The organism is Gemmatimonadota bacterium, from assembly GCA_016704275.1.
Taxonomy (GTDB): Bacteria; Gemmatimonadota; Gemmatimonadetes; order Gemmatimonadales; family GWC2-71-9; genus Palsa-1233.
Window position 1 is genome coordinate 313,376 of the sequence record JADJAK010000006.1, and the last position, 14,685, is coordinate 328,060.

Genomic DNA, 14,685 nt, shown 5'->3' on the forward strand with positions numbered 1-14,685 from the left:
GGCCCGCGCGTGCCTTCGAGAAGCTACAGCGCGTGGGCCGGGGCGTCAGGGCCCGACCGCGGCAAACGCTGGTTCGAGCGCCTTGACGGAAGTAGTACCCGTGTGCTACTGTGGTAGCATACCCGTACTACTGGAGCGGTCCATGGTCCGCGAAATCACGTTGCGCCAAGTCGGCGGCTCGATCGGGGCCACCCTGCCCAAGGACATGGCCGACCGGCTCCACCTCGCCGTCGGCGACCGCGTCCTCGCGGTCGAAACGGAGCGCGGGATCCTGTTGAGTCCCTACGATCCGGATGTCGAGGCCGGGCTGGCGCTGGCCGCCGACGCCGCCAAGAAGTTCCGGAATGCCTTGCGCGAGCTGGCGAAGTAGTCCGTGCGCGAGCCGCGGTGGGTTCCCCGCCTGGTGGTTGAGGCCGCCCATTTCGACCAACTCCGCGAGCACGGGGGGATGCTGGGTGTGCGCGACGCCGATGCGCTGGAAGCCGTCCTGGTTCGAGCCCGCCAGAAATGGCACTACGACGCGGACGCGGACCTCGCCGGGCTGGCGGCGGCCTACGGCTTCGGACTGGCGACGGCCCACCCTTTCAACGACGGCAACAAGCGCATTGCCCTCCTGACCATGGCCGTCTTCTTGGGCCTGAACGGCAAGGCGCTCGACGCGACGGAACCTGAGCTCGTGCAGGTCATCACCGCCTTGGCGGCCGGCTCCCTCAAGGAACCGCAGCTGGCGGCCTGGGTTCGCGACCACATGGTGCGACTCATTCCGTAGCACCTGGGGCGCGGTCCTCGTCGAGAAGCCCCTCCTGCCTGGCTGCCAGCGTGGCGGCCGCGCTGGCCCACCCCACCCGCGTTTCAGGGCTTGGGGGTTCGTCGCAGACATCATCAGGTGACACGGACATCCCGTCGAAGTCATACTCGTCAAAGACGATCTCGCTCACCGCATACGGCGGGCCATTGTACCAACTCTCATCTGGCGCATCAAGTGCGATCGCAATGATGGTCCGAGAGCCCATGTCCGTACATCGCCAACGCTTGGTGGCCGTATAGAATTCGAGGCCGATATGGCACTCACCGTGTCTCACGCGTACCTCCGGCACCGACGACTCGATCCGATAGGACGTCACGAAACCCCAGCCGAAGATATTCTTTGTCCGCCTCGCGGCGACGATGGCTGCTGCCACTTTTCGCCTCACGACGAGTGCCCCAGTGTCCACCGCCGTTCTTGGCTCCGCAATGCTCGGTGTGCCTCACGCTCCAGGCCATCGCGACTCACTCCTTGCGCTTGGATCGGATGTGGCGCAGCCCAGCCTCGCGGCCCTCCTGGATGAAGGCGAGGATCTCACGCGAGGTCATGCGCGGGGATTCCAGGGTCGTCATGCGGGCCGGTTCCAATGTGCCGGCACGGATGCGCCCGGCCTGCCGGATGCTGACGACGAGTTTCTCAAAGTCATCCGGCTTCATTCGATCTATCCTGGCGAGCTATCCTGCGGCCGCCCGATGCGGTGGGTCAGAACTTACTCCAGCGCATAGCGATCGGAAGGTGGTCCTGAGGAGGGCGGTACCAAAAAATGCAGAAGCACATTCGCGCGGTTGGTTGGTCAGCAAACACGTGAATCGCACCTCTATACGTCTACCTCGCGCAACACGCGGTCGGCCACTGCGATCACAGTGGCGAGTTCGCGACCCTTGCCCTTGGCGATCTCACCGTCGCCCTCGATGAGGATCCGGAAGAGGCTCCGACCTCCTTCGCCGAGCTCGAGCATTTCCATTCTTGGCGTCACCGCGGTCGCTTCGCTGTGCTTCGCCTTCGCCACGCCCGAGGAGTTCATGCGGTTGCGATCACCCGCTGGAGACATGCCGGGACGGTCTCGCCATGCCCCAGACGCTCCGCGAGCGAATGGAGGGCAAGTGCCTGAACGCGGGCGACGGCATCTGGGCGGCTCACCCCGTAGGCCATCAGGTCTGGGAGGTCGGTGACCTCGGCAAGACATCGACCATCAACTTCCTGTTCGATCTCGACGGGCAGGATCATGGTGCGGCCTCGGGATGCAGAAGGACCATGGAAGGTGCCACAGCAGCCGCCCAATGGGAGGCTGAGCCACCTCGAGCCGTGCTGTGTAACGCGCGGCGTCGGCGCACCCGACGGGGGTGAGGCCGATGCGTTCCAAAGATTCGCAAATCAGCGGCGAGGCGTGGGCGGCGTAGCCGCATCACAACCGCGCTCGTTCGCTGCATTTGCAGGTTAGCTGTCAGTGGCGGCGAGATGCTCGCGCACAAACGCCCGTGGCGTCACGACCTCAATGTCCTGCCATCCGGAAACATCGAGTAGGTGGCGGTCCCCCGAGACGAGGATCTGGACGCCCCCCGCGACGGCTGCGGCGAGAAACTTGTCGTCGTCCGGGTCCGCGCTCACCGGCGCCGGTAAGGGCGCGGCCGCGAGAACCGGCGAATGGACCGTCAAGATCTCGAGAATGGCCGTGAAGGCCTTGCGGCCATCCGGATACTTCGCGGCCATGGCGTGGCCCACCCGCGCGTACTCCTCAAGGATCTCCGGCGTGAGCACAAATGACAGCCGGTCATCGGACCAGGCATCCACGATCTGCCCGGGTACTCCTCCAAAGAAGATCCCCGAGACCAACACATTGGTGTCGAGGACCACCCTCACTTGGAACGGCGGACCTTGGCGACGGCCTTCGTCACGTCGGACGGCTTCAGGCCGGCGCGCTTGGCGGCCACCCGGGCCTCACGGACGAGCTTCGCAAACTCGCCACGCGCGGGGGGCTCCAAGGTCTTGAAGATGACGACATCCCCATCGCCGAGCACGACGAATTGGGTGCCGGCCTTGAGGCCGAGTCGATTGCGGATCTCTTCGGGAATCACGACCTGTCCCTTGGAGGAGAGGGTCGTGGTAGCGGTTTCACGCATGGCAGCTCCTGGAGATGACTTACCAGTAAGATGCCAACGGTCGGCCCCGTCGTCAAGGAATGCGCTGGGTGCCTGTACAGCTAACGGCGTGCGTTTCCGAGGCGCCAGGCCCCGACCGCAGCAAACGCTTGTTAGGGCTACGACTCCAAGGTGTGCTCGTCGAACATCCGCCGACCATGCCGGATACTCAAGATGAACGCGTGCTTCGGGTCACGGCGGTACATCACGCGATAGGGCCGCACGATCAGTTCACGAAGCTCCGGGCGACCTACTTCAGGAATCGCTCGGCCGCCATCGGGAAACTCGGCGAGCGTTGCGACTGCCGCGAGCAGCTGGTCGAGCCAGCGCACCGCCGCTGTGGGTCGGTCGGCTTGGATGTACGCAAAGGCCTCGGCAGCCTGTTGCTCGGCCAGGGCGGTCCACGTGACCTTCACTTGAGCAGGCGGGCCTTGAGTCGGCGGGCCACGACGCTGTGCGGTGCCACCTTGCCAGCCTCGATCTGGCCTTCTGCGGTCCGGACATCACGCAGCAGGGCGACCTCGTCCAACAGATCTTCATACACCCCGACGTCGAGCAGGACCGCGGCACTGCGTCCGTGCTGGGTGAGGACGACCGGGCGCTTGGTGCTCTGGACCTGGTCGAGGAAGGCGGAGGGCGTTGGCCCGGAATTCGGTGACCGGTCGGACGTCGGTGGAGGGACGGATGCGGGACATGCAGGCTCCGGGATAAGGACGTTACGACGTACAGTATACCGTACGTCCGTCTGCCCAGCAAGTCAGGCCACATCGCGATGTCGGTCGTTAGCCCTAACGGATAGAGTTGAGCTGCGAGAGATCGCGGCCGCAGGCCGCCACCCCGTAGTCTCGCCCTCGCCAGCTCCAACTCATGTTAGCCGTCATCGCTAGCGACTGATTCGATTCGAAAGCAGCCACTGTACAACCTCGGGGTTGCGATAGGCCGAGTCCCAGGCGTTGTGGCCGACGCCGGCAAGCTCAGTATAAATCACGGGTGAACCAGCCTTCCGCAGGGCCGCGGTTGCACGGCGAGACTCCTCGACGGGCACTACGGCGTCGGCATCGCCATGAAATACCCAGAGAGGCACATTCTTCAGCTTCGCCGCGAGTGCTTCGAATGGATCGCCATCAGCCACTGGAATCACGGGGTCCGTATCGCGTGCGGGCTGGCCATCACGGTTCGCGGCAAGCCGCACCCGGCCGCAGACGACGAGGATCGCTGCAAAGAGCGTGGGATGACGATAAGCCAGATAGTACGCGCCGGCCCCGCCGCGGGACATGCCTGTCAGGTACACTCGGAATGGATCCGTGGCAAACTCACGCTGCGTCTGCTCCAAAGCCTTGAGCGCCCATGCAGCGTCCTGTCCATTCCAAGGCCTTCCGTCGCGAACTTGAGGGAACACCACGATCGCCGACCAGCGCTCAGCGTCACGACGGATCGCACTGCCGAGGCCAACCTCAGTCTGGATGAGCCCGTCGTTCCCTTGCTCACCACCCCCGTGAAGAAAGAGGACGACAGGCCAACGTCGGCTGCTCGTGTAGTCGGCGGGCACGAACACTTGATAGCGACGCGTCTCGCTTCCCTCCACGACAACGCGATTGAGGAAGCCTGTTCCCTGACGTTGCGCCGAGGCAGCAACGGGGAAAGCGAGCATAACAGCGATCAACACCGAAGCACATCGTAACATGGACGAACGCCTCACAGGCTGACTTGTCCGGCTAACGTCGTGCGTTTCTGCGGCGGGGCCTGCCGAGGCCCGCGCGTGCCTTCGTAAAGCTACGGCGCGTGGGCCGAGGCGTCAGGTCCCGCCCGCAGCAAACGCTGGTTAGCCGGCCAGAAGGAATGCGATGTCGACATGGAGTGCCGCCACGATGATTTAGCGTGGCGTTGCGCGCTTGGCCTCGTCTTCGACGTCCGCCTGCCATGCCGCGAGCAGCGGGCTGAGTCGTCGGGCAATGTCGGAACGGTCTCCGATCACGTTGTTTCGCTCGCCAATATCCGTGCGCAGGTTGAAAAGCATCGCCCTGGGGCCGTCGAAAAGCAGCTTCCAGTCTCCCGAGCGAACCGCCCGCTGTGCGCGCCCGCCGACCACGCGCCAAAACAGCGTCCGCTCGATCGCCGCCGCGCGCCCTTCGAGCACTGGGAACAGGTTGATTCCTTCGAGGCGGGCATCGTCGGGAACTGGCGTGCGAGTCGCCGCGAGAATGGAGGCAGTCAGGTCCATCGTGATCGCGACCTGGTCGGATACGCGCCCCGCCGGAATGTGACCCGGCCACCGAAGAATCGCAGGTACCCGGATCCCGCCTTCCCACACTGTCCCCTTGTTGTGGAAGAGGGGCGTATTGCGTGACAACCACTCGCCGCCGTTGTCGTTGGTGAAGATCACGATCGTGTTCTGCCGCAGACCAAGGCTGTCGAGGGCCCTGAGGATCCTGCCGACGCCCTGATCGACGCGCTCGAGCATTGCGATGTAATCAGCGCGTGTGCTCGTCGAGTCGTCCATGGGCCCCAGGTGCCTCCCGTTGTCGCGTGCCTTCGACGGCTTGTCGGGAACCTGATACGGAAAATGCGCGGCATTGTACGCGACGTCGATGAAAAATGGTCGCCGTGCGTTCTGCTCGATGAATCCCACGCTCCGTTCGGTGATGAGGTCCGTCATGTAGCCGGGCACTTCTACCGGGCGGTCGTTCTCGAAGAGGTCGGCCCGGCCACGCCCGTCTGTGTGGTGGTAGAAGTCGGTATTGCCGCTCTTGAACCCGAAGAAGAAGTCGAACCCGTGGGCCTGCGGACTCATCTCGGGCTTCCACCCCAGATGCCATTTGCCGACGAGCGCGGTTGCGTACCCATTGTTCTTCAGTAGCTGCGGCAACGACCGCCCCGTGGGAGACAGCCCGCGTTCCAGGTCAACGGAGCCCCCAAGCGGAGCCTCCAATCCAAAGCGTTGCTGATAACGGCCGGAGATGAGGCCTGTCCGGGTTGGCGTGCATGTGGCACCGTTCGCGTAGAAGTCAGTGAGTCGCACACCGTCCGTTGCGAGGCCGTCAATGTGTGGCGTCTTGACGTCCGGCGCGCCGTAGCTTCCGAGGTCGCCGTAGCCCACATCGTCAGTGATGATGAGTACGACGTTCGGTCGCTGGGCGTTGCCTGCCTGAGCCCCGGCCTCGCCCGGCAGGGACACCGCGACGATGAGCATGCTTCCGAGTACTAGTGGCGCGATCCGTGCTTTCATCGAGAAACCTCCGTGTCGGTCCGGCTAACGTCGTGCGTTTCTGCGGCGGGGCCTGCCGAGGCCCGCGCGTGCCTACGTAAAGCTACGGCGCGTGGGCCGAGGCGTCAGGCCCCGCCCGCAGCAAACGCTTGTTATGCGGCAGCCACGCGTCAGCCGCACCGCGATCCTCGCACCCATCCTCGATTCTGAACACCTTGAACACGGCGTCTCGGCGTAGTCTGGTGCATCGGGCAGACAGGCGGGAGAAAACCCGGTGCCTGCGAGAGACCAGCCGTGTGGAGAAGCCTGCGCAGGGCAAGCTGATGCGCCCCAAAAGTGCTCCGAGCTGAACATCGTCCGCGAATCCCGAATCAGCCTCGACGCCGAGGACCCTGGAGATCCGCCCCTCTCCGTCTAGGCCGTGGGCCGGAAGAATGCGAAGTGCCGTTGCTGGGCTGTGGCAGTCATGCGCCGGAGTTGCGCAGTGGCGGCCGGGTCCATTCCGGCGGCCAGCGAGCCGGAGGCTACGGACCGTCAGCTCCACTTCGCGATCCAGCCGCGCTTCGGAAGCACCGGGGGTCAATCTCACGTCGCAGGCTGAACGGGGCGTCCACTCCAGTCGTAGAGGGCCAGCCTGTAGGTCCAACCATCCCCCACAAGAAAGCCGCCAGACCACAATCCCAGTGTCCGGATTCCGGGTCCCCCGTCAGGGACGGAGGGGAAGGCCAGGAGTTAGGACGAACGTATCGGTGGCACTCGACACGAGGGGCCGGAACTTTCCCGCTGGTCAACGAGGTCAGCCCCAGACGAACTCCTCCGGAACCGGGGATGATCCAATAGTTGATCCCGGGGCCACGTAGGCCCGAGGATACGACTCCGAATGAAAGCGCGGTCCCGCGTACTGATCGGATTCCCGCGGATATCGAATTGCACCACTCGTTCACTGGCGATGACGAAGGTCGACTCGGCAAAGATGATGGTACCGCCACGGACTTAACAGGGCCTTCTCCCACCCGTCCGGCGGCGGCAACCACATTCCCGCTGCTGTCGATCACCGCATCACGCCATCTGCCGGTTAGTTGGAACATTGGCGATCACTATCCGATCGCGATTGACGCGCAAACTGCGTTCCAGACTGTGGGCGAGTTCCCTCAAGGTGATCCGACGTGTGGTGCAGATGAATGGCCGGGGAGCCGCTCGCTGGATTGGGTGCCTGATGCTCGGCTGCGGGGCGGGACGTCGCGGAGCCTGGCGATAAGCAGGACTACGAGAAGTGGACGAATGGCGCACTGGGTCAGCATCGCATCTGTCCTCGCCGGAGGCAGCGTCCGGGCGCCATTGGCCTAACGTCGTGCGTTTCTGCGGCGGGGCCTGCCGAGGCCCGCGCGTGCTCTCGTAAAGCTACGGCGCGTGGGCCGAGGCGTCAGGCCCCGACCGCAGCAAACGCTTGTTAGGCGTCGTCCTTCTTGGGTGGTTGCCGAACGGGATCTAGTACCCGGTAGAGCTGCAACTCAGACCGCCGATCCGCGGTGTCGGGGAGCGTGCATTCCAGGAGCAGCCATCCGCCGTTCAGCACCGCCGGGTACCCCGTTACGAGCAGGAAGCAGGGCAGCGTGGTGCGGCCAAGAAACGTCGTGTCCGCGAACACGTCGATCGTGGTGGAGTCATTGGTGGTGCCGATCACCCAGAGCCGCCCCGCTCGGTCTACGTGCAGGGGCGTGCGGTGGAAGTACGCCGTGATTTCCTTCGCGAGCGTGTCCAGTCGGCGGCCCTGATCCTGACCCCCCATCGACCGACCATTCGGACCTGGCACCGGTCGTTGTGCGCGAAGCACGGCCTCGCGGACCTGTGCCAACTCTTGGGGGCCGCGGAAGTGGGGTGGGAGATCCCGTCCGAACACCGCCAGCGGCTTCCCCGACGCGTCATAGCTGTGGATGCGATACGCGTACGGATCGGCGAGATAAACGCGCCCTGCACCGGCGGCATACGGGATGACCGGTCGAGGGCGGGCACGGAAGACGTCCGCCAGGTGCTGGAGCCCGGAGTCGGTCGCAGGAATGACCGTCCGACCCTTCGATTCATCGAGCGCTTGACGAACGACTGCCGGTGTTGCCGTGGCGCCAGTGGGCGAAAGGTCCCAGATGTCGACGGAGTCACGGAGCCACGCCAGCGGCGTCTTGAGGATGCGCGCATTTCGCTCGCCCTGATACTTCCCCGCCATTGAATAGTCGATCGAGACCAACCGCGAGAAATCCTGGATGCGAATCGAGTCGCCATACACTCGGAGCTGCAATGGCAGCCGGAATTCTCCAGGTCCCTCGCCCTGCCGTCCGAAGCCACCGATGCGCTGCCCAGTCGAGTCCACGATGCGGAAGATCGGCTGGCTTCCAAGCGCTGTGAAATACACTACCTCGCCATTGGGACCGACAGCTGCCGGACTGAAGAAGCGGTCCGGGAGATCGGCGTCGGCAATCGAAAGCGGTCGCCGCTCGAGGAGGGGCATATCCGTCGAGACGACCGGCGGCGGAGCCGGCGCGGCTGGCTCGGTGGGTGCCTTGCACCCGAGGACGGAGAGTAGGACGACGGGGGCGAGCCGGAGTTGATGCATGGTGTTCCGGAAGAAAAGAGAGGTCACTGACGACGCCTAACGGCGTGCGTTTCTGCGGCGGGGCCTGCCGAGGCCCGCGCGTGCCTTCGTAAAGCTACGGCGCGTGGGCCGAGGCGTCAGGCCCCGACCGCAGCAAACGCTTGTTAGGCAGCAGTCCGCCAGACGATGAACATCAGGGTCCCGCGCCCAAGGATGGGGCCTCACTTCTTCGGGGCCACCCGACTACTCGGGTGCGCTGACCTCGTGCACAGTTACTTGATACGAAGGGCCACCCTCCATGGACAGGTTCGCCGTCGAGGTGCCGCACAATTCGATCACCGGGGCAGGCTGCACCTTTAACCGATCTACAGCCGCCTCGTCCGGAGCCGTCGCCGAGCCCACCGTCACACGAAGGCAGCCCTCGGAAGTGGCCCGGCGAACTGTGGCGTGCACTCGGGTGAACGATTTCGGGCCTTGGACAATGGCGCGCCCCTCGATTCCCTCAGCGAGCCGGAATGTGGTCCTCGTAGTATCGCTCCCCTGGGAGACACGAACCTGAACTTGGAACTCGAGCGAGAAAGGCGTGCTACCCGAGATAGCTATCAGAACGGCGAGTGCGAGCATCGGAGGCTCCGCGAAAGGAAGTTGGGTGCTCGTGGGACATTGCTTTGCTGCCTAACGTCGTGCGTTTCTGCGGCGGGGCCTGCCGAGGCCCGCGCGTGCCTCAATGAGTCTATAGCGCGTGGGCCGAGGCGTCAGGCCCCGCCCGCAGCAAACGCTTGTTATGCGGCAGTGCCACGCGCGTCGCAGCCGCACCGCGATCCTCGCACCTATCCCTCGATTCTGAACACCTTGAACACGGCGTCTCCGGCGAAGTCTGGTGCATCGGGCAGACAGGCGAGGACAAGCCAGGTGCCTGCGAGAGACCAGCCGTGTGAGAAGCCTGCGCAGGGCAAGCTGATGCGCCCCAAGAAGTGCTCCGAGCTGAACACGTCCGCGAATCCCGAATCAGCCTCGACGCCGAGGACCCATATCCGGCCCTTTGCGTCTAGGCCGGTGGGGCGGAAGAATGTGAAGTGCCGCTGTTGGGCTGTGGCAGTCGTGCGCCGGAGTTGCGCAGTGGCGGCCGGGTCCATTCGGCGGCCAGCGAGCCGGAGGCTACGGACCGTCAGCTCCACTTCGCGATCCAGCCGCGCTTCGGAAAGCACCGGAGGGTCAAGCTCACGTCGCAGGCTTCGAACGGGGCGTCCACTCCAGTCGTAGAGGGCCAGCCTGTAGGTCCAACCATCCCCCACAAGAATGCCGCCCGACCACAATCCCAGCGTCGGATTCCGGGTCCCCCCGTCAGGACGGAGGGGAAGGCCAAAGGAGTTAGCGACGAACGTATCGGTGGCGCTCGACACGAGGGGCCGGAACTTTCCGCTGGTCAACGAGGTCAGCCCCAGACGAACTCCTCCGGAACCGGGCGTGATATCCAATAGTTGATCCGGGGCCACGTAGGCCCGAGGATACGACTCGAATGAAAGCGCGGTCGTACTGGTTGGATTCCCGCGGAGATCGAACTGCACCAATCGTTCACTAGCGATGACGAAGGTCGACTCGGCAAAGATGATGGTGCCGCCACGGACTTCACCAGGGCCTTCTCCCACCCGTCCGGCGGCGGCAACCACATTCCCGCTGCTGTCGATCACCACATACGCCATCTGGCGGTTGGTTGGAACATTGGCGATCACCATCCCGTCGCGATTGACGGCAAACTGCGTTCCCAGACTGGTGGGCGAGTTCTCAAGGTGATCCGACGTGTGGTGCAGATGAATGGCCGGGAGCTGCTCGCTGGATTGGGTGCTGATGCTCGGCTGCGGGGGCGGGACGTCGCGGCAGCCTGCGATAAGCAGGACTACGAGAAGTGGACGAATGGCGCACTGGGTCAGCATCGCATCTGTCCTCTGCCGGAGGCAGCGTCCGGGCGCCATTGCACTCTTGCCGCATAACGGCGTGCGTTTCTGCGGCGGGGCCTGCCGAGGCCCGCGCGTACCCTCGTAAGACTACAGCGCGCGGGCCGAGGCGTCAGGCCCCGACCGCAGCAAACGCTTGTTATGCCGCCCCAGCCTTGGAAGGCCGCCACCGCAAGTCCAACCGACGCTGGTGGGTGGCGCAGTCGCGCAGATACAAGTTGATCAAGGTCTGATAGGGAATCTCCGACTCCTCCGCCAACGCCTTAAAGTATTCGACGGTCGACGTGTCCAGGCGGATGGTCACCGGCTTCTTCAAGAGCTTGGCGTAGGGATTCGGACGGCCCTTCGAGAAATCGTAGCGATCCTCCATGGCCGAGGTTCCCTCCCTGGTACTGACGGCGCTCGATCCGGTCTGCCTTCCGTGCGAGATGATCCGGATGATCAGATCCTCGGCGCGATAGCAGTGCACCACCACCAGGGTTCGGCTGGCGGTACTCATGCCGAGGAGTACGAAGCGTTCCTCCTGAGCCGAGTGTTCGACGTCGTCGATGATGAGGCCATGTTCGTCGGCGAACACGGACTGGGCTTCACTGAACGACACCCCGTGCTTGCGGAGGTTGGCCGCGGCCTTCCGCGGGTCCCATTCAAACCGAAGGTCGCTCATGGTTCAACTGTACATGTGTTGTACGTACACGGCAAGAGGGCGGGTGCCGCGGGCCATCGGTCGTGGGAGTCGGCATAACGGTGTGCGTTTCTGCGGCGGGGCCTGCCGAGGCCCGCGCGTGCCCTCGTAAGACTACAGCGCGCGGGCCGAGGCGTCAGGCCCCGACCGCAGCAAACGCTTGTTAGGTGGCCGACCTAGACAGAACCGCGAGCTGCGCCCTGGCCGATGCCGGGCTAAGCCCAACGCGCTCAAGCATTGCGCCGACTAACGCGGGTGTGGCCACTTCATCGCTAAACAGCGCGTTGAGTAGATCGGCTTGCGAGTACACCTCGGCCCCATGGCCGCTACTCTTCGCTTCACGAATTGCCGACGCGATCGCGATAAGCGCGCGTACGCCAATCGTGAGCGAAACGTCGCTCGGTGCAGGCGGCGCCGGCGGAGGCCCGATGAGATCGGTCACTGACTGGCGGAGAGAGCTCGACTCTAGGCCATTCTGATCGAGGAAGGTCCGCGCGAGGGGATCGGGATTGCTCGCGATGGCGAGGAACAAGTGCTCGGGGCCAACCTGGCGGTGCCCAAGACTCCGGGCCTCCCGGTCGGCCCCTTCCAACAGCGGTGCGTTGATCTGAAAGGACTGGGTCATTTCGCCCCTCGCTGTAGTTCGTCGGGCCACCTAACGGCGTGCGTTTCTGCGGCGAGGCCAGGTGCGGCCGCCGCGTACCTCAAAGGTAGAGCCTTTGGCGGCGGCCGCACCGCCATGGCCACGCCCGCAGCAAACGCTTGTTAGGATGCAGACCGTGCACGGTGGTCGTGGTGCACTGCGGTTATCGATGCGAGACGGGTGCGCTGCGCCTGGGCCAGCACTCGCTCCGCGGGGCCGTGGGGTACGGGCTTGCCCGGAGGACAGAGGGCGGGAGGCCGCAGCGGCTTCTGGGTCGCCCACTGCGCACGGCACGCCGGCCGCTGTCGGCTCTCCTGCTGACGCCCCGTGCGGCCCCGCCTTCGAGACCCGCTTTCCTGCGCGGCGCACCGCGCACCGATCCCACCCTGCGTGCCACCGCGACGGACGCCGCGTCGCGATCGACCACCCAAAAACTTCTGTCGTGATCGTGGGTCGCCATCCTAACGTCGTGCGTTTCTGCGGCGGGGCCTGCCGAGGCCCGCGCGTGCCCTCGTAAAGCTACGGCGCGTGGGCCGAGGCGTCAGGCCCCGACCGCAGCAAACGCTTGTTAGATGGCCCCTTGTGCGTATGTCAAACCTGACATATTTTGCACTTCATGGCCGACCGGAACAAGCCGCTCGTCTGGCTCAAGGGCGAGGTCAAAACACCACCCTTCTCGGCGGCCGCCCGGCTTGAGGCGGGGCTCCTGCTGCGCCAGCTCCAGCGCGGAGATCCCCTCTCGCTGCCGCATTCCCGCCCGATGCCCTCGATTGGCCGTCGGGTGCACGAGCTGCGGGTGCCGGATGCCGATGTGACCTGGCGGATTGTGTACCGCCTCGATTCGGACGCGATTGTGATCGGGGAGGTCTTCGCGAAGAAGTCAGCGCAGACGCCCCAGTTGGTGATCACCACCTGCCAGAAACGGTTCAAGGCGTACGACGCCGCCACCCGGGAGTCCTGAGATGAAGACCACGAAGCGCGAGAAGCTGAAGGCCGCCGGGTGGGAGGTTGGCTCGACGGCGGACTTCCTCGGACTGAGTCCCGAAGAGGCCGCCCTGGTGGAGATGCGCCTCGCACTCAGCCAGACGTTGCGCACGTGGCGGAACAAGAAGCGGCTGACGCAGGGCGACTTGGCCAAGGTCCTCCGCTCGAGCCAATCGCGGGTCGCCAAGATGGAAGCCGCCGATCCCACGGTGTCCCTCGACCTCCTCATGCGGTCGCTGCTGCACCTGGGCGCCACGACGAAGGACATCGCCAAGGCGATCGCATAGCACCAACGCCAAGGGTCCATCTAACGTCGTGCGTTTCTGCGGCGGGGCCTGCCGAGGCCCGCGCGTGCCTCGTAAAGCTACGGCGCGTGGGCCGAGGCGTCAGGCCCCGACCGCAGCAAACGCTTGTTAGGCGTCGTCCTTCTTGGGTGGTTGCCGAACGGGATCTAGTACCCAGGTAGGCTGCAACCAGACCGCCGATCCGCGGTGTCGGGGAGCGTGCATTCCAGAGCAGCCATCCGCCGTTCAGCACCGCCGCGGGGTACCCCGTTACGAGCAGGAAGCAGGGCAGCGTGGTGCGGCTAAAAAACGTCGTGTCCGCGAACACGTCGATCGTGGTGGAGTCATTGGTGGTGCGGATCACCCAGAGCCGCCCCGCTCGGTCTACGTGCAGGGGCGTGCGGTGGAAGTACGCCGTGATTTCCTTCGCGAGCGGGTGCAGTCGGCGGCCCTGATCCTGACCCCCATCGACCGACCATTCGGACCTGGCACCGGTCGTTGTGCGCGAAGCACGGCCTCGCGGACCTGTGCCAACTCTTGGGGGCCGCGGAAGTGGGGTGGGAGATCCCGTCCGAACACCGCCAGCGGCTTCCCCGACGCGTCATAGCTGTGGATGCGATACGCGTACGGATCGGCGAGATAAACGCGCCCTGCACCGGCGGCATACGGGATGACCGGTCGAGGGCGGGCACGGAAGACGTCCGCCAGGTGCTGGAGCCCGGAGTCGGTCGCCGGAATGACCGTCCGACCTTCGATTCATCAAGCGCTTGACGAACGACTGCCGGTGTTGCCGTGGCGCCAGTGGGCGAAAGGTCCCAGATGTCGACGGAGTCACGGAGCCACGCCAGCGGCTGCGTCTTGAGGATGCGCGCATTTCGCTCGCCCTGATACTTCCCCGCCATTGAATAGTCGATCGAGACCAACCGCGAGAAATCCTGGATGCGAATCGAGTCGCCATACACTCCGGAGCTGCAATGGCAGCCGGAATTCTCCAGGTCCCTCGCCCTGCCGTCCGAAGCCACCGATGCGCTGCCCAGTCGAGTCCACGATGCGGAAGATCGGCTGGCTTCAAGCGCCTTGAAATACACTACCTCGCCATTGGGACCGACAGCTGCCGGACTGAAGAAGCGGTCCGGGAGATCGGCGTCGGCAATCGAAAGCGGTCGCCGCTCGAGGAGGGGTGGCATATCCGTCGAGACGACCGGCGGCGGAGCCGGCGCGGCTGGCTCGGTGGGTGCCGCACTTGAGGACGGAGAGTAGGACGACGGGGGCGAGCCAGGAGTTGATGCATGGTGTTCCGGAAGAAAAGAGAGGTTTCACTGACGACGCCTAACGGCGTGCGTTTCTGCGGCGAGGCCAGGTGCGGCCGCCGCGTTACCTCAAAGGTAGAGCCTTTGGCGGC

At 64.8% G+C, this 14,685-nt stretch carries 18 protein-coding genes and 1 pseudogene; 4 read left to right on the forward strand and 15 right to left on the reverse strand.

Annotated elements, in window-relative coordinates:
* The first annotated feature begins 142 nt into the window (after window positions 1-142).
* Together IPG05_14220 and IPG05_14225 are read left to right on the forward strand one after the other, a co-directional pair.
* A complete protein-coding gene (locus tag IPG05_14220; protein MBK6496231.1) occupies window positions 143-370 on the forward strand; it encodes an AbrB/MazE/SpoVT family DNA-binding domain-containing protein in 228 nt (75 codons plus the stop codon).
* 78 nt (window positions 371-448) lie between these two features.
* Window positions 449-769: a type II toxin-antitoxin system death-on-curing family toxin gene (locus IPG05_14225; GenBank protein ID MBK6496232.1), complete on the forward strand. Its 321-nt coding sequence runs from the start codon at window positions 449-451 to the stop codon at window positions 767-769.
* Here the strand turns inward: IPG05_14225 and IPG05_14230 are convergent.
* From IPG05_14230 to IPG05_14300, 15 genes and pseudogenes are all read right to left on the reverse strand, one after another.
* Window positions 759-1,181 carry a hypothetical protein gene (locus IPG05_14230; protein MBK6496233.1) on the reverse strand — a complete coding sequence of 141 codons (423 nt, stop codon included), beginning with the start codon at window positions 1,179-1,181 and terminating at the stop codon, window positions 759-761. The genes IPG05_14225 and IPG05_14230 overlap by 11 nt on opposite strands.
* Before the next feature lie 88 nt (window positions 1,182-1,269).
* Window positions 1,270-1,461 carry a hypothetical protein gene (locus IPG05_14235; GenBank protein MBK6496234.1) on the reverse strand — a complete coding sequence of 64 codons (192 nt, stop codon included), beginning with the start codon at window positions 1,459-1,461 and terminating at the stop codon, window positions 1,270-1,272.
* A 161-nt stretch (window positions 1,462-1,622) separates the two neighbouring features.
* On the reverse strand, window positions 1,623-1,829 hold the full coding sequence (locus IPG05_14240; protein ID MBK6496235.1) for a hypothetical protein: 207 nt from the start codon (window positions 1,827-1,829) through the stop codon (window positions 1,623-1,625).
* Complete coding sequence (locus tag IPG05_14245; protein MBK6496236.1) at window positions 1,826-2,032, reverse strand: type II toxin-antitoxin system HicB family antitoxin; 207 nt, start codon at window positions 2,030-2,032, stop codon at window positions 1,826-1,828. Before IPG05_14245 ends, IPG05_14240 begins: the two co-directional genes overlap by 4 nt.
* A 210-nt stretch (window positions 2,033-2,242) precedes the next feature.
* A complete protein-coding gene (locus IPG05_14250) occupies window positions 2,243-2,665 on the reverse strand; it encodes a putative toxin-antitoxin system toxin component, PIN family (GenBank protein ID MBK6496237.1) in 423 nt (140 codons plus the stop codon).
* Complete coding sequence (locus IPG05_14255; GenBank protein MBK6496238.1) at window positions 2,662-2,925, reverse strand: AbrB/MazE/SpoVT family DNA-binding domain-containing protein; 264 nt, start codon at window positions 2,923-2,925, stop codon at window positions 2,662-2,664. The genes IPG05_14250 and IPG05_14255 overlap by 4 nt, the downstream gene beginning before the upstream one ends.
* Window positions 2,926-3,062: 137 nt before the next feature.
* Entirely contained in the window at window positions 3,063-3,359 is a 297-nt protein-coding gene (locus tag IPG05_14260; protein ID MBK6496239.1) for a type II toxin-antitoxin system RelE/ParE family toxin, read from the reverse strand.
* The gene (locus IPG05_14265) at window positions 3,356-3,652 is read right to left on the reverse strand and encodes a type II toxin-antitoxin system Phd/YefM family antitoxin (GenBank protein ID MBK6496240.1); all 297 of its coding nucleotides are present in this window, start codon (window positions 3,650-3,652) and stop codon (window positions 3,356-3,358) included. Before IPG05_14265 ends, IPG05_14260 begins: the two co-directional genes overlap by 4 nt.
* A 174-nt stretch (window positions 3,653-3,826) precedes the next feature.
* A complete protein-coding gene (locus tag IPG05_14270) occupies window positions 3,827-4,609 on the reverse strand; it encodes a prolyl oligopeptidase family serine peptidase (GenBank protein ID MBK6496241.1) in 783 nt (260 codons plus the stop codon).
* A 207-nt stretch (window positions 4,610-4,816) separates the two neighbouring features.
* Window positions 4,817-6,169, reverse strand: coding sequence for a sulfatase-like hydrolase/transferase (locus IPG05_14275; GenBank protein MBK6496242.1), 1,353 nt, complete (start codon window positions 6,167-6,169; stop codon window positions 4,817-4,819).
* Between the two features lie 1,429 nt (window positions 6,170-7,598).
* Complete coding sequence (locus IPG05_14280; protein MBK6496243.1) at window positions 7,599-8,756, reverse strand: hypothetical protein; 1,158 nt, start codon at window positions 8,754-8,756, stop codon at window positions 7,599-7,601.
* A gap of 809 nt (window positions 8,757-9,565) precedes the next feature.
* Window positions 9,566-10,669, reverse strand: a complete 1,104-nt coding sequence (locus tag IPG05_14285; GenBank protein ID MBK6496244.1) for a hypothetical protein — start codon at window positions 10,667-10,669, stop codon at window positions 9,566-9,568.
* A gap of 160 nt (window positions 10,670-10,829) precedes the next feature.
* On the reverse strand, window positions 10,830-11,060 hold the full coding sequence (locus IPG05_14290; protein MBK6496245.1) for a BrnA antitoxin family protein: 231 nt from the start codon (window positions 11,058-11,060) through the stop codon (window positions 10,830-10,832).
* A pseudogene (locus tag IPG05_14295) lies at window positions 10,954-11,354 on the reverse strand (BrnT family toxin). Before IPG05_14295 ends, IPG05_14290 begins: the two are co-directional and overlap by 107 nt.
* A 181-nt stretch (window positions 11,355-11,535) precedes the next feature.
* Window positions 11,536-11,997, reverse strand: coding sequence for a Clp protease N-terminal domain-containing protein (locus IPG05_14300; GenBank protein ID MBK6496246.1), 462 nt, complete (start codon window positions 11,995-11,997; stop codon window positions 11,536-11,538).
* Window positions 11,998-12,631: 634 nt separating this feature from the next.
* Here IPG05_14300 and IPG05_14305 point away from each other — a divergent pair.
* Together IPG05_14305 and IPG05_14310 are read left to right on the forward strand one after the other, a co-directional pair.
* On the forward strand, window positions 12,632-12,976 hold the full coding sequence (locus IPG05_14305) for a type II toxin-antitoxin system RelE/ParE family toxin (GenBank protein ID MBK6496247.1): 345 nt from the start codon (window positions 12,632-12,634) through the stop codon (window positions 12,974-12,976).
* A gap of 1 nt (window position 12,977) precedes the next feature.
* Window positions 12,978-13,286 (forward strand): helix-turn-helix domain-containing protein, encoded by a 309-nt coding sequence (locus IPG05_14310; GenBank protein MBK6496248.1) that lies wholly within the window; start codon window positions 12,978-12,980, stop codon window positions 13,284-13,286.
* Window positions 13,287-14,685: the final 1,399 nt, after the last annotated feature.

Excerpts from the sequence above, each read along its gene's own strand:
- IPG05_14275 (MBK6496242.1), bottom strand. The coding sequence starts at position 6,169 with ATGAAAGCACGGATCGCGCCACTAGTACTCGGAAGCATGCTCATCGTC.
- IPG05_14225 (MBK6496232.1), top strand. The coding sequence starts at position 449 with ATGCTGGGTGTGCGCGACGCCGATGCGCTGGAAGCCGTCCTGGTTCGA.
- IPG05_14285 (MBK6496244.1), bottom strand. The coding sequence starts at position 10,669 with ATGCTGACCCAGTGCGCCATTCGTCCACTTCTCGTAGTCCTGCTTATC.
- IPG05_14220 (MBK6496231.1), top strand. The coding sequence starts at position 143 with ATGGTCCGCGAAATCACGTTGCGCCAAGTCGGCGGCTCGATCGGGGCC.
- IPG05_14240 (MBK6496235.1), bottom strand. The coding sequence starts at position 1,829 with ATGAACTCCTCGGGCGTGGCGAAGGCGAAGCACAGCGAAGCGACCGCG.
- IPG05_14300 (MBK6496246.1), bottom strand. The coding sequence starts at position 11,997 with ATGACCCAGTCCTTTCAGATCAACGCACCGCTGTTGGAAGGGGCCGAC.
- IPG05_14235 (MBK6496234.1), bottom strand. The coding sequence starts at position 1,461 with ATGAAGCCGGATGACTTTGAGAAACTCGTCGTCAGCATCCGGCAGGCC.
- IPG05_14305 (MBK6496247.1), top strand. The coding sequence starts at position 12,632 with ATGGCCGACCGGAACAAGCCGCTCGTCTGGCTCAAGGGCGAGGTCAAA.
- IPG05_14280 (MBK6496243.1), bottom strand. The coding sequence starts at position 8,756 with ATGCATCAACTCCGGCTCGCCCCCGTCGTCCTACTCTCCGTCCTCGGG.
- IPG05_14290 (MBK6496245.1), bottom strand. The coding sequence starts at position 11,060 with ATGGAGGATCGCTACGATTTCTCGAAGGGCCGTCCGAATCCCTACGCC.
- IPG05_14245 (MBK6496236.1), bottom strand. The coding sequence starts at position 2,032 with ATGATCCTGCCCGTCGAGATCGAACAGGAAGTTGATGGTCGATGTCTT.
- IPG05_14310 (MBK6496248.1), top strand. The coding sequence starts at position 12,978 with ATGAAGACCACGAAGCGCGAGAAGCTGAAGGCCGCCGGGTGGGAGGTT.
- IPG05_14255 (MBK6496238.1), bottom strand. The coding sequence starts at position 2,925 with ATGCGTGAAACCGCTACCACGACCCTCTCCTCCAAGGGACAGGTCGTG.